Below are 22,131 nucleotides of genomic sequence, written 5' to 3' on the forward strand. Positions count from 1 at the left end.
TAGGACAGGCCCTTGCTCCTGTAGAGGTGATCCCGCGCCCTGCGCGTCGTGTGCCACGGCACAGGACTGCGCCTCGCACGCAAACCTCTCGGAGTCTCCATGGCACATCCCTCCACGTCCGTATCCCTGTCCGATCTCACCTTCTCGTGGCCCGACGGCTCCCCCGTCGTCGACGGCCTCGACGCCGTCTTCGGTTCGGGACGAACCGGGCTCGTCGGTCTCAACGGCTGTGGCAAGTCCACGCTGTTGAAGCTGATCGCGGGCCGCCTGCAACCGGCGCGCGGGTCGATCACCACGCACGGCACCGTCGGCTACCTTCCGCAGGATCTGACGCTCGATCCGGGCGTGCGGGTCGACGCGATCCTCGAAATCGCCGATGTCCGACAAGCGTTGGCGCGCATCGAGTCCGGCGTCGGCACCGACAGCGATTTCGACACCGTCGGTGCGGCGTGGGACATCGAGGAGCGTGCGGTGTCCATCCTGCACCGGCTGGGCCTGCGGCGCATCGTCGCCGACATCGCCGACCTGGACAGGACGGTGGGAGAGTTGTCCGGCGGCGAGACGACGCTGCTCGGGCTCACCGCACAACTGCTGGCCGAGCCGGACATCCTGCTGCTCGACGAACCGACCAACAACCTCGACGAGACCAGCCGCGATCTGCTCGATGCCGCAGTCCGGCAGTTCCCCGGCACCGTCCTGCTCGTCAGCCACGACCGTGATCTGCTCGAGTCGGTCGACGCGATTGCCGAACTGCGTGACGGTCGAATTCGATTGTTCGGCGGTAACTTCGACGACTATCGGCGGGCGATCGAGGCGGAGCAGCAGGCCGCGCAGGCGGCCGTCCGCGACGCGCGCAGCGATGTCCGCAAGCAGGGCCGCGAGCTGATCGAGGCGCAGATCAAACTGGATCGTCGCGCGCGCTACGGCAAGAAGATGTTCGAGAACAAGCGCGAACCCAAGATCATCATGGGTATGCGAAAGCGGGCTGCCCAGGAATCGGCAGGCAAGCTGCGCGGCAACCACATCGAGAAGGTCGACGACGCGAAGAAGGCGCTCACCGAGGCGCAGGATCGGGTGCGCGACGACCGCGAGATCCGCATCGACCTCCCGGACACCGCGGTGCATCCGGGGCAGCAGGTGATCGAACTGGCCGGCACGCGACTGCGCACCGGCCAGACTGTCGATCTCACCGTCACCGGACCGGAACGGATCGCGCTCACCGGCCGCAACGGCGTCGGCAAGACGACCGCACTGCAGGAGATCACGCACTGCGGCACCCGGGTGCCGTTCGGCTTCCTGCCGCAGCGCCTCGACATCTTCGATGAGCAGCTGTCGGTGGCGGCGAACGTCGCGACCGCGGCGCCCCACGCCTCCGTCGAACGGATCCGGGGCAGCCTGGCCCGGTTCCTGTTCCGCGGTGCCGAGGCCGATGCCGCAGTCGCGACGCTGTCCGGCGGCGAACGACTGCGGGCGGCGCTCGCGCTGCTGCTGACGGCGGAGCCACCGCCGCGACTGTTGCTGCTCGACGAGCCGACGAACAACCTCGACCTGCCCTCGCTGGACCATCTCGTGCAGGCGTTGAACGAGTTCCGCGGAGCGCTGATCGTCGTGAGTCACGATCGGCAGTTCCTGCGCGACATCGGCATCACGCGCCGGCTCGAACTCACGGAGGACGGGCTGGTCGACGCCTGACGCCGCCCGTATGACATCCGCCACAGATGACGGAGCCCGCGGCAGCGGCTAACACGGCGGGCATCGACGGCACTAGCGACGAACGTCCCGGAATGTCGCCACACCAGCCACACGGGCATCAAACGAACCGATTGCGCTGCTTCGGTTTCCGACCCCCGAAGAACGGCGTCCGAACGCGCCGAAATTGCCCGTAGCCTGGGGGGCGACCGAGCCGAGAGGTAGATGCCGTGAACGCCACCGAGACGACCACGAGCGACCGCACGAGCATCGATACGACGGATCACATCCGCGCGCAGTGGCAGGCCCGTTCGATAGCCCCAGAGGCCACAGAGGCCACAGTGGCCACAGTGGCCCGTGCGAGGCGGATACGCACACGGCGGATCCTGCTGGTTCTCGCGTCCACGCTGGGTGCGCTCGGCCCGGCGGTCCTGGCCACGATGATCGGCGTCCGGGCGGGCGAGGCCTTCCGCGTCCTGCTCCTGACCGTCGTTCCGGTGGCCCTCGCGTACCTCCTGCTTCGTCCGCGCTGACGCCCGAACGGGACTATTCCGGAAAGCCTGTTCAGGTGTTCACATGACTCGATAAACTCGACACCACCGATCCCCTCGCCCCAGGAGGGCAGTGTGGCTGTCGAATACACGGGTGGGCCGAGTCAGATCGTCGCCATGCACATGAGCGACGGCATCATCAACGCTCCGACGTCGGCTCTGTTCTGGGCCGTAGCGATCGTCGGTGTGGGCATCGCGATCTGGCGGGCCCGAACCGAACTCACCGAACGCACCGCCCCCATGGCCGGCCTGGTCGCGGCCTTCATCTTCGCGGTCCAGATGATCAATTTCCCGATTCTGCCCGGCGTCAGTGGTCACCTGTTGGGGGGCGGGCTGGCGGCAATTCTGGTGGGGCCGTATACCGGCGCGCTGTGTATCACGATCGTGCTGACGGTCCAGGCACTGCTGTTCGCGGACGGCGGGCTCACCGCGCTCGGCGCGAACGTCACCAACATGGCCCTCGTCGGGACCGCGGTCGGGTACGGCGTGGCCGTCGCGTTGCGGCCCTTGCTCGTTCGACGCGGTGACGCCGGGATCGGCGTTCTCTCGTTCATCTCCGCCTGGTGCGCAACGGTTCTCGCGGCGTCGATGTTCGTGGTCGAGTACGCGATCGGCGGCGCGTCGGTGACGTCGCTGCACACCGTCGCCGCCTACATGTTCGGCACGCATGCGTTGATCGGGATCGGGGAGGGCATCATCACCGCGTTCACGGTGGTCGCGGTCGCCCGGGCCCGACCCGATCTGGTGTATCTGCTGCGGACACAGCCGGTGCGAACAGCACGGACGGCGGCGACGCCGTGAGCAGGCCCGCGGCCACCCGTTCGTGGTTCCTGGTCGGTTTCGCGGTCGCGGCGCTGCTGATCGCCGGCGTGCTGTCCTATTTCGCCAGTTCCAGTCCCGACGGACTGGACTCCACCACACAGCGCGGGTGCCAGGTGGTCGAGACCGACGGCGGCGAACAGTTGGTGGGTGACTGCATCGCACAGAGCGCCACCGATCACCACCTGTCCTCGTCACCGTTCGCCGACTACTCGATCCGCGGCGACTCCGCGCTCACCGGCGTGGCCGGGGTACTGGGGGTCATCGCGGTGTTCGTGTTGGCCGGACTACTGTTTCGGGCGCTCGCGCGCCGCCGACAGGGGCCGTGACGTGTCCGGTGCACACACTCACCCGCTCTACCGCGAGGGCACGTCCCCGGTCCACCGGTTGCCGGCGGAGGTGAAGATCCTCGCGGCCTTCGTCGGCGTGTTCGCGGTGGTCGCCACACCACGCGAGGCGGTGTGGGCGTTCGCCCTCTATCTCGGCGTCCTCGTCGTGGTGTGGCGTATCGCGGGCATCGGAGTGCGTTGGCTGGCACCACGGATGCTCATCGAGCTGCCGTTCGTCGTGCTCGCGGTGCTGCTGCCGTTCGCCGAGTCGGGTGACCGGGTCACGGTCGCCGGGATCTCGCTGTCGGTGCCCGGGCTGTGGGCGGCGTGGAACATCCTCGTCAAGGGCACCCTCGGCGTGCTGGTGTCGTTGACGCTCGCGGCCACCACTCCCGTCCGCGCGCTGCCGGCCGGGCTGTCGCGCCTGCACGTGCCCGGCATCGTCGTCACGGTCGTGACGCTGATGCTCCGGTACGTCGACATCCTCGCCGGGGAGATCGATCGGATGCGAACCGCCCGGATCGCCCGAGGCGACGACCCGCGCACCCTGCATCAGGTGGGGGCGACCGCCCGCGGCGTCGGCGGCGTCTTCCTCCGCGCCTACGAGCGCGGCGAACGCGTGCACCTGGCGATGGCGTCCCGCGGGTTCACCGGCACCGTGCCGTTGGCGGACACACCCGCGCCCCCAGCTGCCTGGTGCGCGGGCCTGACGCCGGCGGTGTGCGTGGTGTCGATCGCGACGACAGCGTGGATCGTGTGAGATGACTTCCCCGACAGCGATCGACGTACGCGGGCTGACCTTCACGTACCCGGACGGACGCCGGGCGCTGGACGGCATCGATATCACGGTCGCGGCGGGCGCCCGGGTCGCCGTGCTGGGACCGAACGGGGCCGGCAAGACCACGCTGATGCTCCAACTCAACGGGGTCCTCACCCCCACCGCGGGCAGCGTGTCGATCGGGGGGCTCGAGCTGGGCCGCGGGAGCGTCCGCGAGATCCGACGCCGGGTGGGTGTCGTGTTCCAGGATCCCGACGACCAACTGTTCATGCCCACTGTCGCCGAGGATGTCGCGTTCGGGCCGGCCAACTTCGGGGTCCGCGGCAGCGATCTCGAACGCCGCGTGGCCGACGCCCTCGAGCATGTGGGGATGGCCGAGCACGCACAGCGCAGCGCCGGGCATCTATCCGCCGGTCAACGCCGACGGGTCGCGCTTGCCACGGTACTGGCGTGCCGACCGGAGGTTCTGGTGCTCGACGAACCGTCGAGCAACCTCGACCCCGTGGCCCGGCGCGAACTCGCCGAGGTGCTCCAAGGCCTCGACACCACCCTGCTGCTGGTCACCCACGACCTGCCGTACGCCGCCCAATTATGCGATCGTGCAGTGATTCTCGATGACGGATGTCTGGTCGCGGACGAACGGATCGAACGCATACTCGGCGACACCGACCTGCTGGCGGCGCACCGCCTGGAGCTGCCGTGGGGATTCGTACTTCCCGCGCCTACGCCGGATCGGTGACGGCTTCGTGTGCGAGCCGGACGTTCGTCCGCCCCAGCTGCCAGTCCGTCCAGTGTTCCAGGGAGGCAGCCTCATCAGCGTCGAGCCGGTCGCACACCAGATCCCAGTGCACGGCCACCCGGTCGCCCACCCGCAGGTCCGGTACGAACGAGCCGGCCGGGACACGTCGACGAACCGCCCTGTCCTCGAGCGGGCCCAACGAGAGCTTCGTGCCGTCGAACTGCAGTCCCCGCGAATGCACCACGGCGGTGTCCGGCCGCAACTCCAGGACGACGCCGTTGCGGATGCGACACGAGTCCAGCACCTGTAGCGGCTGCGGCATGCCGGTGCCGAGCAGTCGGGTCCACGGATACACCCCGAACACATGGAAGGCATGTGTCGGCGCCGCCTCGGGCAGCAGGTCCTCGGTGAGGTGCTTCCAGTAGTGCCCGGCCTGCGCCCCCAAGCGGGCCAACAGTTCCCGGCCGAACTGCTCCCGATCCACCGACGCGGTCAGTTCGTTGCCGGTCCAGTAGCCGCGCACCACCGCCGCGTCGAGGGGGTCGTCCACCCCCGCCAGTTCGGCGAGCAACTGCTGGTACGGCCACGCGCCGCTGAACTGCCGAGCCGCGGCACCGACGTCGACGTCCGTCCCGGCCCCGCACGCCACCGCCTCGAGTCCCGCCGCGGCAGGACCGCAGTAGCCCAGCGCATTCGGCGCGTATGCGTACCGCGCGAACAGGGCCCGACCGGCCCGGCCGCTCACTCGGGTCTCCGCCCCACCAGCAGCGCCGTCTCCCGGTGCAGGCGCCCGAAGTTGTAGTACGCCGCGCATGCGCCCTCCGGCGACACCATGCACGTGCCGATCGGGGTCTCCGGGGTGCAGGCGGTGCCGAACACCTTGCACTCCCACGGCTTGATGACACCCTTGAGTACCTCGCCGCACTGGCACGCCTTGGGATCCGCGACCCGCACGCCCGGCATCGAGAAGCGCTCCTCCGCATCGAACTCGGCGTAGTCGGGGTGGATCTTCAGGGCGCTCTGGGAGATGAAACCCAGTCCGCGCCATTCGAAATGCGGACGCAGCGCGAAGGTTTCGCTCATCAGCTTCAGCGCCTGCGTGTTCCCCTCGGGACGGACCACGCGGATGTACTGATTCTCCACCTCGCACCGACCGTCCCGGATCTGCTGCAGCAGCATGTGCACCGATGCGAGGATGTCGAGTGGTTCGAACCCGGCGACCACCATCGGTTTCCCGTACACCTCGGGCACGAAACGGTACGGCCGCAACCCCACCACCGTCGAGACGTGGCCCGGGCCGAGGAAGCCCGACAGCCGCAGGTCCGGCGACTCGAGGATCGCCTTGATGGGCGGCACGATCGTCACGTGGTTGCAGAAGATGCTGAAGTTCGTGACGCCCATCTGCCGGGCCCGCACCAACGTCACCGCGGTGGACGGGGCGGTGGTCTCGAACCCGACCGCGAAGAACACCACCTGCTTGTCGGGATGGTCGAGCGCGATCTTGAGGGCGTCGAGCGGTGAGTACACGAATCGCACGTCCGCGCCACGGGCCTTGGCCTCGATGAGGTTCCCGCGGGAACCGGGCACCCGCATCATGTCGCCGAACGTCGTGAAGATGACGTCGGGCTGTTCGGCGAGGTACATCGCGTCGTCGACGCGCCCCATCGGGATCACACACACCGGGCACCCGGGTCCGTGCACGAGCTCCACGGACCGCGGCAGCAGGTGTTCGATACCGTGCCGGTAGATGGTGTGGGTGTGTCCGCCGCACACCTCCATGAACTTGAACTCGTCGTCGCCGGCGAGATCGGTGATGGACCGGACCAGCGCCCGTGCTGCCGCCGGATCGCGGAATTCGTCCACGAACTTCATGGTGCCCCTCCTCGGTGACGCGCGTGCGTCAGTTGATTCTCGACGAGTTGAACGCGTCGATCTCGTTGACGTAGTCGGCGCCCATCTTCTGGACCTGGTCGAGCGTCAGCGCGGCCTCGGCCTCGTCGATCTTCGCCATCGCGAAGCCCACGTGGACGAGGACCCAGTCGCCGACGACCAGTCCGTCGTCGGCGAGCAGGCGCACGCTGATCGTCCGCTGGACCCCATTCACGTCCACCTTCGCGAGGTGCTGCTCGGTGTCCACCATCTGCACCACCTGCCCCGGAATGCCCAGACACATGGTCGGCTCCTTCCTCGTTCAACAGATCCGCGGCAGCGGATCACCGACGAGCATGTCCACGATCCGGCTGCCGCCGAACGCCGTTCGCAGCGCGACGATGCCCTCGGGTTCGGCGAGGATCTCGCCGACGACGGCAGCGTCCTCGCCACCCGGGCAGCTGCGCAGCGCCGTCACCGCGGCCTCCGTCTCGGCTGCCGCGACCACCGCCACGAACTTGCCTTCGTTCGCGACGTACAGCGGGTCGATGCCGAGCAGGTCGCACGCGCCCAGCACCTGCGGCTGCACCGGCAGCGCCTCCTCGTCGAGAACGACGGCGAACCCGGTGGACTGGGCCAGCTCGTTGCAGACTGTGCCGACACCACCGCGCGTCGCGTCGCGCATCCACCGGGTGGACGGTGCGGCATCCAGCAGCGCATGCACCAGAGCGTTGACCGGCGCTGTGTCGGAACGGATGTCGGCCTCGATCGCGAGTTCGCCGCGCGCCAGCATCACGGCCATGCCGTGCTCGCCCATGGTGCCGGACAACAGCACCCGGTCCCCCGGTTGCACGTACTCGGGGCCCAACCGCGTCGTGACCGGCAGCGCGCCGACGCCGGCGGTGCAGATGTAGACGCCGTCCGCCGCGCCCTTCCCGACCACCTTGGTGTCCCCGGTGACCACGTGCACACCGGCCTGCGCCGCCGAATCGGCGATGTCCCGGACGATCTCGCGCAGCAACGCGATGGGAAATCCCTCCTCGATGACGAAGGCCGCCGACAGCCACAGCGGCCGCGCACCGGAGACCGCGAGGTCGTTGACGGTGCCGTGGACGGCGAGGTTGCCGATCGATCCGCCCGGGAACTGCAACGGCTGCACCACGAACGAGTCGGTGGAGAAGGCGATTCGTTCGCCCGACGGCAGGCTCAGCGCCGCGGCGTCACCGAGTTGCTCGAGGTGCGGATTGCGTAGCGCCTCCACGAACACCGAGTCCACCAGTGCAGCCGACGATTTCCCGCCCGCCCCGTGGGCCAGCGTCACCACGTCCTCGAGCAACCTGGGCCGACGTTTACGGAAGGACGCGATGCGGTCCAGCACCCGGTCCTCGCGCTCGGTGGCCGTCCTGGGTTCGGTTGCCATGGCTAACCCTCCTGTCCCGGTGTCGCGGTCGAACGCTCGGGTTCCGGTAGAAGTCGTCCCTGGGCCGCCGCCCACAACCGGTAGCCGACGAGAGCGTGGCTCTCCTGGATGCGGTGGATGCTCTGCGACCGGATGGTGAAGCAGTAGTCCAGGTCGTCGCTGACGGCCATCCGGCCGCCGTCGTGGCCGGCGAATCCGATCGTGAGCAGCCCACGTCGGCGCGCCTCCGCCAGCGCGATCATCAGGTCGTCCGAATTACCGGACGTCGACAGCGCGATCGCGATGTCGTGCGGGCGGGCGTGCGCGATGATCTGCCGCGAGAAGATCAGGTCGAAGCCGACATCGTTGCCGAGCGCGGTGACGACCGCCTGGTCCGCGGCCAGCGACCACGCCGCGACGGGCCGCCCGCGGGCCGGTCGGCTGAACAGCGATGCGAGCGTCGCGGCATCCGTCGAACTACCGCCGTTGCCGAACGTGTAGAGCCGACCGCCGTCGGCGAACCGCTCGGCCATCCGGGCCCCGGCCTCGTCGATGCGCTCGCCCCATTCGGTGACCGAGTCGCGCTGCAGCCGGGCACTTTCCGCTGCCTTGTCCCGGGCCGACGCGGCGAGGTCGTCGAGGAGCGTGTCGGCGCCCTGCTCGTGGGCCTCGATGAAGGGATACAGGAAGTCCGTGCCCTCCGGCGCGGACTCGGGACCCGTGCCGCTCATCGCCGCACCTCCTCGCCGGATTCGACGCGGGTGATCGCCGCGCCGCCGTGGATCAGCAGCAAATCCCGTTCGGCGACGTCGTCGATCAACGTCGCATCCACCCGTTCCTCCCCCGCCGCGGTGCGCACCAGGACGCCGTCGAACGAATTCACCGGTACCAGCACCACTTCCGCGAGCCGTGCCTCGTCGCTGCACGTGACGCACACGTCGTCGGCGCAGTCGGCCGGTTCCGGGTCGCGGAGCAGTCCCGGATGTTCGAAGCACACGTGCGTGAGTTCCCACAGCAGGTGGTACATCAGCACGAACCGTCCGGTTGCGGGGACCATCGGGTCGTCGGAGTCCACCCACAGGATGTGGGTGGCCGCGCCGGCGCCGGGTCGGGGACCCGAGCCGATCCAGATCGTGTCGGTGCCCCAGGCCGGCGCGCGGCGCATGATGTCGCGGACCTGCGGTTGGTCCGCGGACGCCACCGCGAGGATCACATCGCCCGGCCGGGCCGCGACACGGCACTGCGCCACCGGATCCGGTTCCACGAGCGACACCGACGGCAACGCCCGCTTCCCCATGATCACGGGATGGACGAACTCGACCGCCACGTGGTGCGCGTGCGGTTCCCACTGCGGCGAGACCACCCACAGTGTCGCGCCGTTGTGGAATCTGCGGGCCAGTGCCAGCGCAGATGCCGCCAGATCCGCGGACAGTTCGCGGTCGATCAGTTCCACCCGGGTGTCGCTCGTCGTCATGGTTGCATCCCCTCGGTCGCCTCGGTCCGTCCGCACCGCTCCGCCTCGAGCGCCGCGAGTCCCAGCACCGCCTGCCCCAGCGACAACCCGCCGTCGTTGGGCGGCACCACGTGGTGGGTCAGCACGGTCAGCCCCGCGCCCTCCAGTCGGCGGCGCAGCAGCGACGTCAGCAGCCGGTTCTGGAACACCCCGCCAGTCAGTCCGACGACGTCGATGCCCGCCGCCCGGGCGACGCCCACGGCGAGGCGTGCGGTGGCCGCGGCCAGGGCGTGATGGAATCCGAGCGCCAGTTCCGGAACCGGCGTGCCCGCGCGGACACTCGTCACGAGTCCGTCGAGCAACTCGCCGAGAAGCAGTTGCCCGCCGGCGGCCTGCATCCCGATCGGCGCGGGGCTGCGGGCGGTGCGGGCCAGCGCCTCGAGTTCGATCGCGGCCTGCGCCTCGTAGCTCACCCGGTGCCGGATCCCGAGCAGCGAGGCGACGCCGTCGAACAGCCGTCCGACGCTCGTGGTCCGGACGCAGCCCTGTCCCGACTCCAATTGCGCTGCCACAACTGCTCGTTCGTCGGCCTCCAGGGCCCGGCCGCAGGGCAGGTCGGCGGAATCGAGACCGGCCTCGTGCAGCAGCGCCAGCGCCACCCGTGCCGGGTTGCGGACCGCGGCATCGCCGCCCGGCAGCGAGAACGGCTGCAGGTGCCCCACACGGGCGGTGTCGAGGAGATCGGTGCCCACCCGGAGCATCTCACCGCCCCACACGGTGCGATCACAGCCGTAGCCGGTTCCGTCGAAGGCGATGCCCAGCAACGGTGTTCCGATCAGCCGGTGCTCGGCGGCCAGCGCCGCGACATGCGCGTGGTGGTGCTGGACGGTGTGCAGGTCCACGCCGGCCCGGTCGCTGAAGTCCTCCGCCCACCGCCGGGTCGCGTACCCGGGATGCGCGTCGGCCACCACCAGTGTGGGCCGGACGTCGTGCAGCGCCGACAGCAGCGCCACGGACGCGTCGAAGGCGCGTCGGCTCTCCAGGCTGCCCATGTCACCGAGGTGCGCGGAGCAGAAGGCGAAGTCCTGCCGGGTGAGGCAGAAGGTGTTCTTCACCTCCGCACCCACCGCCAGCACGGCCGGGCCGGGCCGATCCAACAGCACCGGCAGCGGCGCGTAGCCGCGGGACCGCCGGATCGGCTGGATCTCGCCGTCCACGACCCTGAGCACCGAGTCCTCGCACGGCACCGCGATGTCCCGGTCGTGCATCAGGAAGGCGTCGGCGATGCCACCGAGACGGTGCCGCGCATCGTCGTTGTCGAAGCACAGCGGTTCGCCGCCACGGTTCCCGGACGTCATCACCAGCAGGCGCGGCGGCCGGACGTCGCTGCCGGGCACCGGGACGAACAGCAGGTGGTGCAGCGGCGCGTACGGCAGCAGCACGCCCACCTCGTCCAGACCCGGCGCCACGTCCGGGACCACGGCGACTCCCGCGGTCTTCCGCAGCAACACGATCGGGCGCGGAGGGCTCCGCAGCACCGCACGCTCGGCAGCGTCGACGCGGCACACCGCCCGCGCTGCCGACAGGTCCGCCGCCATCACCGCGAACGGTTTGGCAGGACGGTGCTTTCGCTCCCGCAGTCGTCGCACCGCGTCCGGGTTGCCGGCGTCGCACACCAGGTGGAATCCGCCGATCCCCTTCACTGCGACGATGCCCCCGGCGCCGAGTTCCCGATGCACCCGCTCGAGCACCGCGTCGTCGCCGTCGATTCGGACCCCGTTCGCCTCCAGGAAGATTCGCGGCCCGCAGTCCGGGCAGCAGATCGGCTGCGCGTGGTACCGCCGGTCGGTGGGGTCGTGGTACTCGCGAGCGCACCGCGGGCACATCGGGAACCGCGCCATCGTCGTCGCGGGCCGGTCGTACGGCAGGTCGGTGACGACGGTGAGGCGGGGACCGCAGTTGGTGCAGTTCACGAACGGGTGCCGGTACCGCCGGTCGGCGGGATCGGCCATCTCGCGCGCGCAGTCCTCGCAGATCCCCACGTCGGGAGGGACGAGGGTCCGCACACCGGCGGCGTGCCTGCTGGGCACGATCCGGAAGTCTCGCGCGCCGTCGCCGTGGACCGGCATCGGCGCGACCGTCACCTCCAGCACCACCGCCAGCGGCGGTGCGTCCCGCCGCACCCGCTCGGCGAACTCGGCCAGCGCCCCCGGCGAGCCCTCGACCTCGACGAACACCGACACCTCGTCGTTGCCGCAGTGTCCGGTCAGCCCGAGACCGGCGGCCAGGCGCGCCACGAACGGACGGAACCCCACACCCTGCACCACCCCGCGCACGATCACCCGGTGCCGCGCCACCGCGGCCCGGTTCGCCAGCACGGTGTCGGCCGCCTCGGCCGTCACGGCGGACCGCCCAGCTCGCCCGGCACGTCGCGAGGGCGCCCCATCAGTTCCAGCCCCGCCATCGCCTGCTCGGCACCGGCAGCATCGACGCGTTCCACCGCGAACCCCATGTGGATCACCACCCAGTCGCCGGGAGTGAGGGTCGTGTCGTCGAGCATGCCGATGTTGACCTTGCGCGCGCTGCCCGCCACGTCCACGAGCGCCAACTGGCCGCCGTAGCCGTCGAGCATCCGGATCACTCGACCCGGGATTCCCAGACACATCACTCAGCCCTCCACCCCGACGCCGGCACCGAACTCCGCGAGGACCGCGCGGGCCGCGTCCACGGCGGCGGGGACCGCCCGCGCGACCGGTCCGGACAGCCCGATCCCCTCGTCGACGTCCCGCACCTGGCACCCGATCACGACGGTGCGCGGCAGCGCGCCCCCCAATGCCGCGAGGCTCGCGAACACCGACGCCGGATCCATCCCGTGCGCGTCGAGTCGCGGCGACGTGTCCGGCAGTTCCCGGTTCACCTCGAACACGCGTATCGCGCCCGGGGTTCCGCGGTCCGGCACCGCATCCACCAGGATCAACCCGTCCCAGCCGCCCAGCAGGTCGTACGCGAGGTGCATGCCCCGGATCCCGTAATCCTCCGCACGCACACCCTCCGGGAGTGATCCCCCGGCCACCGCCTGCAACACCGCCGGCCCGAAGCCGTCGTCGCCGAGGAAGATGTTGCCGATACCTGCGAGCAGGACACGCGGAGGTGCGGACGTCACGGCGTCACATCCGACGCATCCGCAGATACCGCTGCATGTCCGGGATCGAACGCACCGTGATCCACACGCCGGCCGCTGCCACCGCCGCGAACAACACGGTGGAGAACATTCCTACTGCCCTCATGACTGATTCTCCTCTCGCTCGTTCGCCGAAACTCCCTGCGAATCGAGTGGTTCCACTTCGTCCGGCGCGAAGTACAGGTAGCGGCCGTACCAGTCGTGCAGTTCCGCCGCGGGATCGTCGACGAGCACCACCCCGACGTGTGTGCCGCCGTCCACATCCGCGTGGACGGTCGCCACCCGCGCCACCCGGCCGGCGAAGAACAGGTCCTGCGCGTCGGCGCGCCGGGACGGCCGCAGCCGCACCAGGCTCCCCTTCGCGACACGTACGCCGCCGACGAGGACGCCGTCCTGCCCGGGACGAACGGTGGTATCGGCGGCCGGATCCCACCACGGGACGTCGTCGGGCACCTCGGGGACCAGGCCACCGGGGGTGACGAACGTCGGGGGTTCGGCGAGCCCGGCACCGAAGGCCCGCGGATCGCGCAGCGCCCCGTGCAACTGCTGCATCTCGGCGGCCGTCATGCTGTCGCACCGGTCGATGATCTGCGCCGCCCGCGGGTCGGTCGCGCGCGCCTGCGCCTTCTCCGCGTCGGTCATCGTCATGACACGGAGGGTGAGGATCTCGTCGATCTCGGTGGCGTCGAACAGGTCTCCGCCGCTCTCCTGCGCCACCTCCGGGTGGTCGTACAGGATGATCGGCGTGGCCAGCACGATGTCACCGGTCCCCGGCGCGGACGGGTCCGGCTCACCCGCGAGCACCGGGTAGCACCGGAACTGCCGGCAACCGGCCACCGCGTCGGCGAACCCGGCGGGTGGGTCGAGCAGCGACACGAAACGACCGCCGGCGACCGAGAGCACCAGGTGGGCACCGATGAACGAGTGCCGGATCGCGGTGTCCTTCGCCGCGACGTCCGGGCGGGCCAGGTCGTCGAGGCGCGCCTCGTTCCGGACGTCGACACCCAACCGGACCGCAGCACCCACAGTCGTCGCGCGCAGATCGACCCTGCCGCGCAACGGGAACCGTTCGCGGACGAGACGACCCGCGGCGCCGACCGATTCGGTGTCGCTGCCGCCAGGAACCCTGATCTCGCGTTCGGTGCCGGCGAGCAATTCGGGCATGGTGACCGCGCCGAGCGGAATCTCCACCTCCACGGCCTCGTCCCAGCTCACCCAGGTCTGCCCGTCGGCCACGAGTTCCGGGACGGGCGCGTACCCAGCGGCGCCGGACGCCTCCGCGGTGCGGACCTGCAGTTGCAGGAACCGCAGCACCGGCTCGACGACGACGTCGTCCGATGCCCGGTCGAGCACGCAGTCGACGTGCATCGACGCGTCCTCCCCGAGCCCCCGCTCGGCGGCGCCGACGGGCCCCACGACACCGAACTGCCAGCGCGACTGGTTCTTTCCCGATGTGGACCGATAGGGGTACAGCAGGTAGCCCTCGTAGAGGATTGCGTCGGCCACTGCGCGCAGCTGCGCCAGGTCGCGGACCCCGGTCATGTCGCGACCTCCCCCACACCGTCGAGCAGTTCGGCCACGGCCTGATCGACCCCGAGCAGGCCGCGTGCCGCCTTGAACCGCACCAGCGCCGCGATCGTGTCGTGGTCCAGCCGGATCCACCCGTTCGACGGGAAGTTCTGCCGCACCACATCGCGCCACACCTCGACCGGCATGTCGAACTGCGCCTCGCGGTCCCACGGCACTTGTTCGACACCGAAACCGTTGCTGCCCTTGGTGAAGACCGTTCCGCTGAACAGAAAGCTGAGGGGTACCGTGTCGCCCTCGAGCGCGTGCAGATACTTCGACGCGGTCACCTCGAAGTCGTACGTGCAGGGCATGACCAGTTCGGTCACGCATTCGCCGGTGAACCCCGGCACCACCGCTGTGGTGTGCAGCCACGGGAAGGTCGACAGGGTCGAGCCCCAGCGCTCCCGCGGCCCGAACAGGTCCAGCAGCCCCGCCTCCTCGGCGTCCGAGTAGCGACGCCGCCGCGGTTCGATCCGAATCTGACAGCGCAGCACCAGCGCATGCACCGTCGCACCGGTGCTCTCCGTGATCCGCAGTCGCGCGATCAGGTTGGGGGTCACCGCGAACGACTCCGGCGCGATCGACAGCACCGTGAAATCCACCGCCGTCACGACACACCTCCCCCGCGGGCCGCGATGCTGCGGCGTTCGATCCGTGCGAAGAAGTCGTCGAGTTCTCCTCGGGCGTCCTGCCCGCCGTCGAATCCGCGCCAGCAGCGCCGTAGCCGGCCCACCAGTTCGTAGCAGGCGTCGATCGGCAGCAGGTGGCACTCCGCGCCGCCGGGACCGGTGGTCGGCACCCGGATCAGCAACGCCTCCACGTCGTCGACCACCGCGCGGAGCGCGGGATTGGCCTCGACGACGGCATCCCAGGCCGCGATCGGCAGTTCCGATTCCGTCGCACCGGCGGGCCCCGGATAGAACGCGACCGTGCGCTCCTGCACGGAGTTGCGGAAGAAGAAGGCCAGTCCCACCGGGATCTCCAGCCCGTCCCACTGCCCCGGACCCAGCCGGAACTCCGGGAACGACACGTACCGGTCCGGCACGGCCCGATACTTCAGCCCCACAGCGGGTTCGGTGAACAGCAGGTAGCACGGTCGGCACACACACATCAACTGTCGTCCGGCCATGTTCACGACGTGCGAGTGCTCGTCGGCGATCGGGACCGCGCACATCTCGCACCGCTCGCCCGCCGGCGCACCCGGCCTGGTCGCCGCGATACGACGCAGCACCCCCAACGCCGATCCGGTGGGGGTGCCTGGTCCGCGCGGCGCACTCACCCGGTCACCGCCGTGGGCACGGCCACCGAGAGCACGCCGTCCCGCACCAGGACCGGCAGCGGATCGAGGTGCTCGTCCGGCGCCTCGACCCCGGCCCCGGCGCGGCGGACGTCGTAGTGGGCACGGCAACTCGGACATCGCAGGACCGCATCGTTCACCGGACCGCCGGCACGGCGCGCCATCGCGGTGCCCGCCATCGAGTTCCCGCACGCGGGGCACCGGTCCCGGTACGCGAAGAGTTCGTCACCCAGGCGGCACACCAGCATCGTCAGTCCCCCGACGGTGAACCCGCCCACCTCGCCGGGTTCCAGCTCACCGAACTCCGGTACCGCGAGCCAGTTTCCGCTGGGCTGAGCGCTCTCCCGCACGTGCGCGAGCAGCGAGTCGACCGGGAAGACACCCGGCGTGGGCGCGCTCTCGCCCTCGTCGGTCTCCACCTGGATGGTCGTGACCTCCGGCGCGGCCGCCTGCACGGCGCCCTCCACCGCGAGTTGCAGCGTCACCGCCGACGACGGACACCCGTGGCAGCTGCCCAGCAGACGCAGGCGCACGACCCCGTCCTCGGACACGTCGACGAGTTCGACGTCACCGCCGTGCGATCCCAGGTACGGGCGGACACTGTCGAGCGCCGTCCGCACCCGGGTGCCCACGGCGTGCGGATGCAGCCCACTCACCAGCAGCACACTCGACACCAGTTCGTCACGTGCGAGTTCGTCGACCAGTCCGGGCGTGTGCTCACCGATCGCCAGGATGCGACCGAGCGCCTCACCGTAGAGGTCCACCACCTCGCGGACGAGTTGCTCGGCGCGTTCCCGCGCGACCGGGCCTCCGGCCGCGGAGGCGTCGAGCAGCGTCTCGATCCGATCGCCGGCGCCCCGCCAGCGATCAGATTCGTGTGTCCGGATCTGTGTCTCGTCGTCAACCGGCCCCATTCCTCACCTCACTCGCCGGTCATGGACTGCGTCGGGGAATGCAGCTTCTCCAGGGTCTTCCCGTCGCCGAGGTACATGTGCACACCGCACGGCAGGCAGGGATCGAAGCTGCGCACGGTCCGCATGATATCGATGCCCTTGAAGTCGTCGCGGCCGTTCTCCTCGTAGATCGGCAGATCCGTGACCGCATCCTCGTACGGCCCCGGGATGCCCTCGGCGTCGCGGGGACTCGCGTTCCACGGCGTCGGCGGGTACGGGTGGTAGTTTGCGATCTTGCCGTCCCGGATCACCATGTGGTGCGAGAGCACGCCGCGCACCGCCTCGGTGAAGCCGCAGCCGATGCCCTCGTCGGGCACCTCGAAGGGCTCCCACGTCTTGGTCCGGCCGGCGTTGATCTCGACGAGCGCCTTGCGCGCGAAGTGCAGTGCCATCGCGGCCGCGTACGCCTGGAAGTACGTCCGCGCCCGATTTCGCTCGATCGTGTTGCTCCACTGCGGAATCCGCCACTCGAAGCTCGCCGGCCCCTTGAGCGCCGTCTTCGGGAATTCGATCTTGACACTGTGGCCGGTGGCCAGCACCTCGTCGGTCTCGACCATTCCGGCGAGCGCGGTCGACCACATCCGGGCCAGTGCACCGCCGCCGGTGTCGAGCGCGAGGTTGTTCTTGCCGTCGAACCACCGCGGCGACATCACCCAGCTGTACTTGTCCTCGAGGTCCCGTTTCTGCGGCTTGGGATTGGTGTGCTGGTTCCACGGGTGCCGCCGGTCCACGGGATTGCCCAGCGGATCGGTGCTCACGAACATCTCCTGGTCGGACCAGTCGTCGTAGTACGACGAGCCGAGCATGATCCGGATGCCCAGGTTGATGTCGACGAGGTCCGTCGTCACCAGCTTGTTGTCCACGACCACGCCCGGGGTGACGAACATCTTCCGCCCCCAGTCGGTCATGTCCTTGTACGCGAAGTTGCACACCTCGGGGTCCTGGAAGGCGCCCCAGCACCCGAGCAGCACCCGACGCTCACCGACGTGCTCGTAACCCGGCAACGCCTCGTAGAAGAAGTCGAACAGGTCGTCGTGCATGGGCACGACCTTCTTCATGAACTCGATGTAGCGCATCAGCCGCGTCGTGTAGTCGGTGATCAACTGCACGGTCGCCACCGTGCCCACGCCGCCGGGATACAGCGTCGACGGATGAACGTGCCGACCCTCCATGAGACAGAACATCTCTCGGGTCAGCCGACTGACCTGGAGTGCTTCCCGGTAGAAATCGCCGGTGAACGGGTTGAGCGCCCGCATGATGTCGGCGATGCTCCGATACCCGTGCTGGTCGGCGTGCGGCGCCGGAGTGTTCTCGGCCTGCGCGAGCACCCCGGGGTTGGTCTCGGACACCATCTTCTCGCAGTAGTCCACCGCGACCAGATTCTCCTGGAAGATGTTGTGGTCGAACATGTACTCGGCGGCCTCACCGAGGTTGGCGATCCACTCCCCCAGGTGTGGAGGCTGCACCCCGTACGCCATGTTCTGCGCGTAGCACGAGCAGGTCGCATGGTTGTCGCCGCAGATGCCGCAGATCCGGCTGGTGATGAAGTGCGCGTCGCGCGGATCCTTGCCCTTCATGAACAGTGAGTAGCCGCGGAAGATCGACGACGTGCTGTGGCACTCGGCGACGGTCTTGTTGGCGAAGTCGACCTTCGTGTAGATCCCGAGGCTGCCGACGATGCGGGTGATCGGATCCCAGGCCATCTCGACCAGGCCCTTGTCGTCGGCCGTCCCCCGTTTCGGCTCGGGCACGGTTGCAGTCATCGAGATGCCTCTCTTCCCTCGGCGTTCGCGTGCGGTCGCGCTACCAGGTGCGGACGGCCCCCGTCCTGAGCAGGCGCCCTGGTGCACGCCAGTGCGGTTCCTTCTCCAGCGTCCGGCCGGTGACACTGCGCAGGGTGCGGATCACCGATCCGTAGACCTCGGACGCCGTGCTCGACAGCTTGCCGCCCGGAGGCTCGTCCATGAACGGCATGAACTTGTCCGGGAATCCCGGCATGGTGCAGCCGATGCAGATGCCGCCGACATTGGGGCAGCCGCCGATTCCGGCCATCCAACCACGCTTGGGCACATTGCATTTCACGACCGGACCCCAGCAGCCGAGTTTGACGATGCACTTGGGTGAGCCGTACTCGGTCGCGAAGTCGCCCTGCTCGTAGTAGCCGGCGCGGTCACAGCCCTCGTGCACGGTCTGCCCGAACAGCCACTGCGGTCGCAGCGATTCGTCGAGCGGAATCATCGGCGCCTGCTCGGTCACCTGGTACAGCAGATAGGTCAGGGTTTCGGACAGGTTGTCCGGCTGGATCGGGCACCCCGGCACGCACACGATCGGCAGACCGGCCTTGGACTTCCAATCCCACCCGAGATAGTCGGGCACGCCCATCGCCCCGGTCGGATTGCCGGCCATCGCGTGGATACCGCCGTAGCAAGCACACGTGCCCGCCGCGACGATCGCCGTCGCCTTCGGCGCCAGCCGGTCGAGCCACTCGCTCGTGGTGACGGGCTGCCCGGTCTCCGGATTGTTGCCGAACCCGCACCAGTAGCCCTCGTCGTGCAACTTCTCGTTCGGAATCGAACCCTCGACGACGAGCACGAACGGTTCCAGCTCCCCGCGGTCGGCCTTCCAGAACCATTCCAGGAAGTCGTCGGCGCCGCCCTCGGGCCCGCACTCGAAGTCGATCAACGGCCAGTGCACGGCGATCTTGGGCAGGCCCGGCAGTGCGCCGAAAACTATCTCCTCCACGCTCGGCTGCGTCGCGGCGGTGAGTGAGACGGAGTCGCCGTCGCAACTGAGCCCCGCATTGATCCACAGAACGTGGATGAGTCCCTCGTCCGTATCGTCGGCCTCGGCGTGCCCTGACTTGTTCGCAGCTTTGGTCGGTGTCGACATGTCGGCCACTCCCCGGGGCGCATCCGCCCCTGCGTCGCCGGAGTCGACCCTCGGCCCACTTGCGCGACGCCCACCACAATTAAGGCGCGGACCGGGGTCGGATGTCAACGTCGGTCGCCCATCCCAGGCGACGCTCGGCGATCCACCGATACCACCGGTCCAGCCCCTCACCGCTGGTCGCGGACAGATTCACCACCTGCACACCGGGATTCACCGATCTTGCATTACGTTCGCACACCGCCGGGTCGAACGAGACATACGGGAGCAGGTCCGTCTTGTTGACGATCACGAGGTCGGCCACCGCGAAGATGTGCGGGTACTTGAGCGGCTTGTCGTCGCCCTCCGTCACCGATATCAGGACAACCTTACCTTGCTCGCCGAGGTCGAACAGGGCCGGGCACACCAGATTTCCGACATTCTCCACGAACACCAACGATTCGTTCACGGGATGCAGCGTGTCGAGCGCACCGCGCATCATCGCCGCGTCGAGGTGACATCCGGAGCCCGTATTCACCTGCACCACAGAACATCCCGTCGCCTTGATCCGTTCGGCGTCGAGCATCGTCTCCTGGTCACCCTCGATCACCGAGATCGGGCCGGTCTCGGACAGGTCTCGAACGGTGCGCTCGAGCAGCGTGGTCTTCCCCGATCCGGGCGAGCTCATGAGGTTGAAGGCGAGCACGCCGCGCTCGGTGAGCCACGTGCGGTTGGCCGCCGCGAGCAGGTCGTTCTTGGCCAGGATCTTCTCCTCGAGCGTGATCGTCTCCGTCGCGCTCGGCGCGTGGGAGTGCGAATGGTCGTGCGAATGATCGTGCGAATGATCGTGCGAATGGATATGTCCGGCTTCGTCGATCTTGCCGCAGCCACACGTTGCACACATGGTTCAACCCACTTCCATCGACATGATCCGCAGTTCGCGGCCGGAGAGGACCTCGACGTCGGCGCTGCCGCACGGACACAGCAGCACCAGGTCCTGCAGGGGAAAGTCCGTGTCGCAGCCTCGGCAGTGCGCCAGTCCGGGAGGCTCCTCGATCTCGAGCCGGGCGCCCTCGGCGACCGTGCCCTCCGTGATCAGTTCGAAGCAGAACTGCATCGCGTCGGGCACCACCGCGCACAGGCAGCCGACCTGCAACCGGATGCTGTGCACGCTACGGTCGCCGGCGCGCTCGCACACCGCGTCGACGACGCTCTGGGTGATCGCCATCTCGTGCATCACGGGTCCCCTCCGGACGGAGGCTGTCCGAAGTCACGATAGGCCGCACCCGTGACCGGCAACAGGGATTCGGCGAAGCAAGGCGCCACCGGGCCCGACGGTGCAGCGTCAGCGGGCGTCGTGCTCGTGGGAGTGGGTGGCCCCGATGGTGTGCAACAACTCGTGCACCGTGTCGTCGACCAGTCGGTAGCGGACGGTGCGGCCGGAGCGCTGAGCCGCCACCCACCCCTGCTGCCGCAGCAGCCGCAGCGCGTGGGACACCGCGGTGCCCGTCATGCCGAGCGCGGCCGCGAGATCGGAGACGCAGATGCCGGGCGCATGGTGCAGGCACAGCAGCAACCGCAGCCGATTGGGATCGGACAGCAGTTCGAAGCGGCCGGCCCAGCCCGCGATGTCCGGCGTCACGAGCGCCTGCGCGGCGCGGCGGACGTGGTCCGGGTCGATCGCGGAGGTGTCGGGCACGGCCTCAGTGTAGGTCTGCGAATCCGGATCGGGACCTAACGTAGAGGGTGTGGTCATGCAGCAGGCAGTCAATCCCGTCGACGGCGTCGGCATCGCGTACCGGGTGATCGGGGACGGTCCGCCGTTGGTCCTCGCGCACGGAACGGCGCTGTCCAGCGCCATCTGGCGCGCGTTCGGCTACGTCAAGGCCCTGCGCGACGAGTTCCAGCTGATCCTGCCCGACATGCGCGGTCACGGCCGCAGCGACAAGCCGTACGAGACGTCGTCGTACGCGATGGACCTCGTCGTCGGTGACCTGGTCGCGGTGCTCGACGCGCTGGGCCACGAGCGGGCGCACTACCTGGGCTACTCGTTCGGGGCGCGGGTCGGCCTGTCACTCGCCGTCGCCGCACCGGAGCGTCTGCGCACGCTCACGGCCGGCGGCGGCAGCAGTCGGCCCCAGGCCGGATCGTTCGACAAACTGTTCTTCCCCGGCTGCATCGACGTCCTCGACCACGAGGGCATGACGGCGTTCCTCGACCGGTGGAACGCGCACCGGCCGTGGCCGCTGGACCCGGCGACGCGGGCCGCGTTCGACGCGAACGACACCCGCGCCCTGGTCGCCTACCTGCGCCGCTCTGAGGAGGAACCCGGCCTGCCCGACGCGGCACTCGAGGCGCTGGAGGTTCCGACGATGCTGTTCGTCGGGTCCGAGGACCGGCCCCGGTTGTCGGACACGAAGAGGCTGGCGACGCTGATTCCCGGGTCACGCCTGGCGGTGGTCGACGGCTTCGACCATGCCACCACCGTCGCGGCCTCCGCCGAGGTCCTGTCGGTGGTGAAGCCGTTCCTGGAGGAGCACTGATGGTGAAGGATCTCTGACGGTATTCGTCGGAAATCCTTCACCATCGGTACGACCTCAGCGAGCGACGGCGCCCTAGATGTACCTGGCCATCAGGTTG

26 protein-coding genes are annotated in these 22,131 nt (G+C 69.2%); 7 read left to right on the top strand and 19 right to left on the bottom strand.

Annotated features, from left to right (window positions below; all coding sequences use genetic code 11):
• The first annotated feature begins 99 nt into the window (after positions 1–99).
• From IJ15_RS0115955 to IJ15_RS0115980, 6 genes are all read left to right on the top strand, one after another.
• A complete protein-coding gene (locus IJ15_RS0115955) occupies positions 100–1,692 on the top strand; it encodes an ABC-F family ATP-binding cassette domain-containing protein (protein WP_031939347.1) in 1,593 nt (530 codons plus the stop codon).
• Between the two features lie 347 nt (positions 1,693–2,039).
• Positions 2,040–2,222 carry a hypothetical protein gene (locus IJ15_RS26720; RefSeq protein WP_231569557.1) on the top strand — a complete coding sequence of 61 codons (183 nt, stop codon included), beginning with the start codon at positions 2,040–2,042 and terminating at the stop codon, positions 2,220–2,222.
• Between the two features lie 135 nt (positions 2,223–2,357).
• Positions 2,358–3,041 carry an energy-coupling factor ABC transporter permease gene (locus tag IJ15_RS0115965; protein ID WP_031939349.1) on the top strand — a complete coding sequence of 228 codons (684 nt, stop codon included), beginning with the start codon at positions 2,358–2,360 and terminating at the stop codon, positions 3,039–3,041.
• Positions 3,038–3,388, top strand: a complete 351-nt coding sequence (locus IJ15_RS0115970; protein ID WP_031939350.1) for a PDGLE domain-containing protein — start codon at positions 3,038–3,040, stop codon at positions 3,386–3,388. The genes IJ15_RS0115965 and IJ15_RS0115970 overlap by 4 nt, the downstream gene beginning before the upstream one ends.
• Before the next feature lies 1 nt (position 3,389).
• On the top strand, positions 3,390–4,148 hold the full coding sequence (cbiQ, locus tag IJ15_RS0115975) for a cobalt ECF transporter T component CbiQ (protein WP_031939351.1): 759 nt from the start codon (positions 3,390–3,392) through the stop codon (positions 4,146–4,148).
• A gap of 1 nt (position 4,149) precedes the next feature.
• Entirely contained in the window at positions 4,150–4,905 is a 756-nt protein-coding gene (locus IJ15_RS0115980) for an energy-coupling factor ABC transporter ATP-binding protein (RefSeq protein WP_031939352.1), read from the top strand.
• On the opposite strand, the gene IJ15_RS0115985 is transcribed toward IJ15_RS0115980, so the two are convergent.
• From IJ15_RS0115985 to IJ15_RS0116075, 19 genes are all read right to left on the bottom strand, one after another.
• Positions 4,889–5,650 (bottom strand): DUF6390 family protein, encoded by a 762-nt coding sequence (locus tag IJ15_RS0115985; RefSeq protein WP_031939353.1) that lies wholly within the window; start codon positions 5,648–5,650, stop codon positions 4,889–4,891. The genes IJ15_RS0115980 and IJ15_RS0115985 overlap by 17 nt on opposite strands.
• The gene (gene hypD, locus IJ15_RS0115990) at positions 5,647–6,777 is read right to left on the bottom strand and encodes a hydrogenase formation protein HypD (RefSeq protein WP_031939354.1); all 1,131 of its coding nucleotides are present in this window, start codon (positions 6,775–6,777) and stop codon (positions 5,647–5,649) included. The genes IJ15_RS0115985 and hypD overlap by 4 nt, the downstream gene beginning before the upstream one ends.
• Before the next feature lie 28 nt (positions 6,778–6,805).
• A complete protein-coding gene (locus IJ15_RS0115995; protein WP_031939355.1) occupies positions 6,806–7,078 on the bottom strand; it encodes a HypC/HybG/HupF family hydrogenase formation chaperone in 273 nt (90 codons plus the stop codon).
• Positions 7,079–7,096: 18 nt separating this feature from the next.
• Positions 7,097–8,194: a hydrogenase expression/formation protein HypE gene (hypE, locus tag IJ15_RS0116000; RefSeq protein WP_031939356.1), complete on the bottom strand. Its 1,098-nt coding sequence runs from the start codon at positions 8,192–8,194 to the stop codon at positions 7,097–7,099.
• Between the two features lie 2 nt (positions 8,195–8,196).
• Positions 8,197–8,904 (bottom strand): D-sedoheptulose-7-phosphate isomerase, encoded by a 708-nt coding sequence (locus tag IJ15_RS0116005; RefSeq protein WP_031939357.1) that lies wholly within the window; start codon positions 8,902–8,904, stop codon positions 8,197–8,199.
• On the bottom strand, positions 8,901–9,647 hold the full coding sequence (locus IJ15_RS0116010; protein WP_031939358.1) for a phosphoheptose isomerase family protein: 747 nt from the start codon (positions 9,645–9,647) through the stop codon (positions 8,901–8,903). Before IJ15_RS0116010 ends, IJ15_RS0116005 begins: the two co-directional genes overlap by 4 nt.
• The gene (gene hypF, locus IJ15_RS0116015; protein ID WP_231569558.1) at positions 9,644–12,028 is read right to left on the bottom strand and encodes a carbamoyltransferase HypF; all 2,385 of its coding nucleotides are present in this window, start codon (positions 12,026–12,028) and stop codon (positions 9,644–9,646) included. Before hypF ends, IJ15_RS0116010 begins: the two co-directional genes overlap by 4 nt.
• A complete protein-coding gene (locus IJ15_RS0116020; RefSeq protein ID WP_031939360.1) occupies positions 12,025–12,291 on the bottom strand; it encodes a HypC/HybG/HupF family hydrogenase formation chaperone in 267 nt (88 codons plus the stop codon). Before IJ15_RS0116020 ends, hypF begins: the two co-directional genes overlap by 4 nt.
• 3 nt (positions 12,292–12,294) lie before the next feature.
• Positions 12,295–12,789: a hydrogenase maturation protease gene (locus tag IJ15_RS0116025; RefSeq protein ID WP_031939361.1), complete on the bottom strand. Its 495-nt coding sequence runs from the start codon at positions 12,787–12,789 to the stop codon at positions 12,295–12,297.
• A gap of 4 nt (positions 12,790–12,793) precedes the next feature.
• Positions 12,794–12,913, bottom strand: coding sequence for a DUF6893 family small protein (locus tag IJ15_RS27075; RefSeq protein WP_031939362.1), 120 nt, complete (start codon positions 12,911–12,913; stop codon positions 12,794–12,796).
• A complete protein-coding gene (locus IJ15_RS0116035; RefSeq protein ID WP_031939363.1) occupies positions 12,910–14,349 on the bottom strand; it encodes a hypothetical protein in 1,440 nt (479 codons plus the stop codon). Before IJ15_RS0116035 ends, IJ15_RS27075 begins: the two co-directional genes overlap by 4 nt.
• The gene (locus IJ15_RS0116040; protein WP_031939364.1) at positions 14,346–14,987 is read right to left on the bottom strand and encodes a DUF6084 family protein; all 642 of its coding nucleotides are present in this window, start codon (positions 14,985–14,987) and stop codon (positions 14,346–14,348) included. Before IJ15_RS0116040 ends, IJ15_RS0116035 begins: the two co-directional genes overlap by 4 nt.
• Positions 14,984–15,655 carry a DUF5947 family protein gene (locus IJ15_RS0116045; protein ID WP_031939365.1) on the bottom strand — a complete coding sequence of 224 codons (672 nt, stop codon included), beginning with the start codon at positions 15,653–15,655 and terminating at the stop codon, positions 14,984–14,986. The genes IJ15_RS0116040 and IJ15_RS0116045 overlap by 4 nt, the downstream gene beginning before the upstream one ends.
• The gene (locus tag IJ15_RS0116050) at positions 15,652–16,587 is read right to left on the bottom strand and encodes a NifU family protein (protein ID WP_031939366.1); all 936 of its coding nucleotides are present in this window, start codon (positions 16,585–16,587) and stop codon (positions 15,652–15,654) included. The genes IJ15_RS0116045 and IJ15_RS0116050 overlap by 4 nt, the downstream gene beginning before the upstream one ends.
• A gap of 8 nt (positions 16,588–16,595) precedes the next feature.
• The gene (locus tag IJ15_RS0116055; RefSeq protein ID WP_031939367.1) at positions 16,596–18,389 is read right to left on the bottom strand and encodes a nickel-dependent hydrogenase large subunit; all 1,794 of its coding nucleotides are present in this window, start codon (positions 18,387–18,389) and stop codon (positions 16,596–16,598) included.
• A gap of 40 nt (positions 18,390–18,429) precedes the next feature.
• On the bottom strand, positions 18,430–19,515 hold the full coding sequence (locus IJ15_RS0116060; RefSeq protein ID WP_031939368.1) for an NADH-quinone oxidoreductase subunit B family protein: 1,086 nt from the start codon (positions 19,513–19,515) through the stop codon (positions 18,430–18,432).
• A 79-nt stretch (positions 19,516–19,594) separates the two neighbouring features.
• Positions 19,595–20,395, bottom strand: coding sequence for a hydrogenase nickel incorporation protein HypB (gene hypB / locus IJ15_RS0116065; RefSeq protein ID WP_051918998.1), 801 nt, complete (start codon positions 20,393–20,395; stop codon positions 19,595–19,597).
• Positions 20,396–20,398: 3 nt separating this feature from the next.
• Positions 20,399–20,728, bottom strand: a complete 330-nt coding sequence (locus IJ15_RS0116070) for a hydrogenase maturation nickel metallochaperone HypA/HybF (RefSeq protein ID WP_031939370.1) — start codon at positions 20,726–20,728, stop codon at positions 20,399–20,401.
• Between the two features lie 108 nt (positions 20,729–20,836).
• On the bottom strand, positions 20,837–21,190 hold the full coding sequence (locus tag IJ15_RS0116075) for an ArsR/SmtB family transcription factor (protein WP_031939371.1): 354 nt from the start codon (positions 21,188–21,190) through the stop codon (positions 20,837–20,839).
• 55 nt (positions 21,191–21,245) lie between these two features.
• Here IJ15_RS0116075 and IJ15_RS0116080 point away from each other — a divergent pair, with 55 nt between their 5' ends.
• Positions 21,246–22,034 carry an alpha/beta fold hydrolase gene (locus IJ15_RS0116080; RefSeq protein ID WP_031939372.1) on the top strand — a complete coding sequence of 263 codons (789 nt, stop codon included), beginning with the start codon at positions 21,246–21,248 and terminating at the stop codon, positions 22,032–22,034.
• Positions 22,035–22,131 lie beyond the last annotated feature (97 nt).

The sequence above is a fragment of the Prescottella defluvii genome (assembly GCF_000738775.1).
Classification (GTDB): Bacteria; Actinomycetota; Actinomycetes; order Mycobacteriales; family Mycobacteriaceae; genus Prescottella; species Prescottella defluvii.

Excerpts from the sequence above, each read along its gene's own strand:
- IJ15_RS0116080 (WP_031939372.1), top strand. The coding sequence starts at position 21,246 with ATGCAGCAGGCAGTCAATCCCGTCGACGGCGTCGGCATCGCGTACCGG.
- IJ15_RS0116035 (WP_031939363.1), bottom strand. The coding sequence starts at position 14,349 with ATGACCGGGGTCCGCGACCTGGCGCAGCTGCGCGCAGTGGCCGACGCA.
- IJ15_RS0116055 (WP_031939367.1), bottom strand. The coding sequence starts at position 18,389 with ATGACTGCAACCGTGCCCGAGCCGAAACGGGGGACGGCCGACGACAAG.
- IJ15_RS0116070 (WP_031939370.1), bottom strand. The coding sequence starts at position 20,728 with ATGCACGAGATGGCGATCACCCAGAGCGTCGTCGACGCGGTGTGCGAG.
- IJ15_RS0116060 (WP_031939368.1), bottom strand. The coding sequence starts at position 19,515 with ATGTCGACACCGACCAAAGCTGCGAACAAGTCAGGGCACGCCGAGGCC.
- IJ15_RS0116020 (WP_031939360.1), bottom strand. The coding sequence starts at position 12,291 with ATGTGTCTGGGAATCCCGGGTCGAGTGATCCGGATGCTCGACGGCTAC.
- hypB (WP_051918998.1), bottom strand. The coding sequence starts at position 20,395 with ATGTGTGCAACGTGTGGCTGCGGCAAGATCGACGAAGCCGGACATATC.
- IJ15_RS0115955 (WP_031939347.1), top strand. The coding sequence starts at position 100 with ATGGCACATCCCTCCACGTCCGTATCCCTGTCCGATCTCACCTTCTCG.
- IJ15_RS0116050 (WP_031939366.1), bottom strand. The coding sequence starts at position 16,587 with ATGGGGCCGGTTGACGACGAGACACAGATCCGGACACACGAATCTGAT.
- IJ15_RS0115965 (WP_031939349.1), top strand. The coding sequence starts at position 2,358 with ATGCACATGAGCGACGGCATCATCAACGCTCCGACGTCGGCTCTGTTC.
- hypE (WP_031939356.1), bottom strand. The coding sequence starts at position 8,194 with ATGGCAACCGAACCCAGGACGGCCACCGAGCGCGAGGACCGGGTGCTG.
- IJ15_RS0116010 (WP_031939358.1), bottom strand. The coding sequence starts at position 9,647 with ATGACGACGAGCGACACCCGGGTGGAACTGATCGACCGCGAACTGTCC.
- IJ15_RS0116005 (WP_031939357.1), bottom strand. The coding sequence starts at position 8,904 with ATGAGCGGCACGGGTCCCGAGTCCGCGCCGGAGGGCACGGACTTCCTG.
- hypD (WP_031939354.1), bottom strand. The coding sequence starts at position 6,777 with ATGAAGTTCGTGGACGAATTCCGCGATCCGGCGGCAGCACGGGCGCTG.
- IJ15_RS27075 (WP_031939362.1), bottom strand. The coding sequence starts at position 12,913 with ATGAGGGCAGTAGGAATGTTCTCCACCGTGTTGTTCGCGGCGGTGGCA.
- IJ15_RS0115980 (WP_031939352.1), top strand. The coding sequence starts at position 4,150 with ATGACTTCCCCGACAGCGATCGACGTACGCGGGCTGACCTTCACGTAC.
- IJ15_RS0115995 (WP_031939355.1), bottom strand. The coding sequence starts at position 7,078 with ATGTGTCTGGGCATTCCGGGGCAGGTGGTGCAGATGGTGGACACCGAG.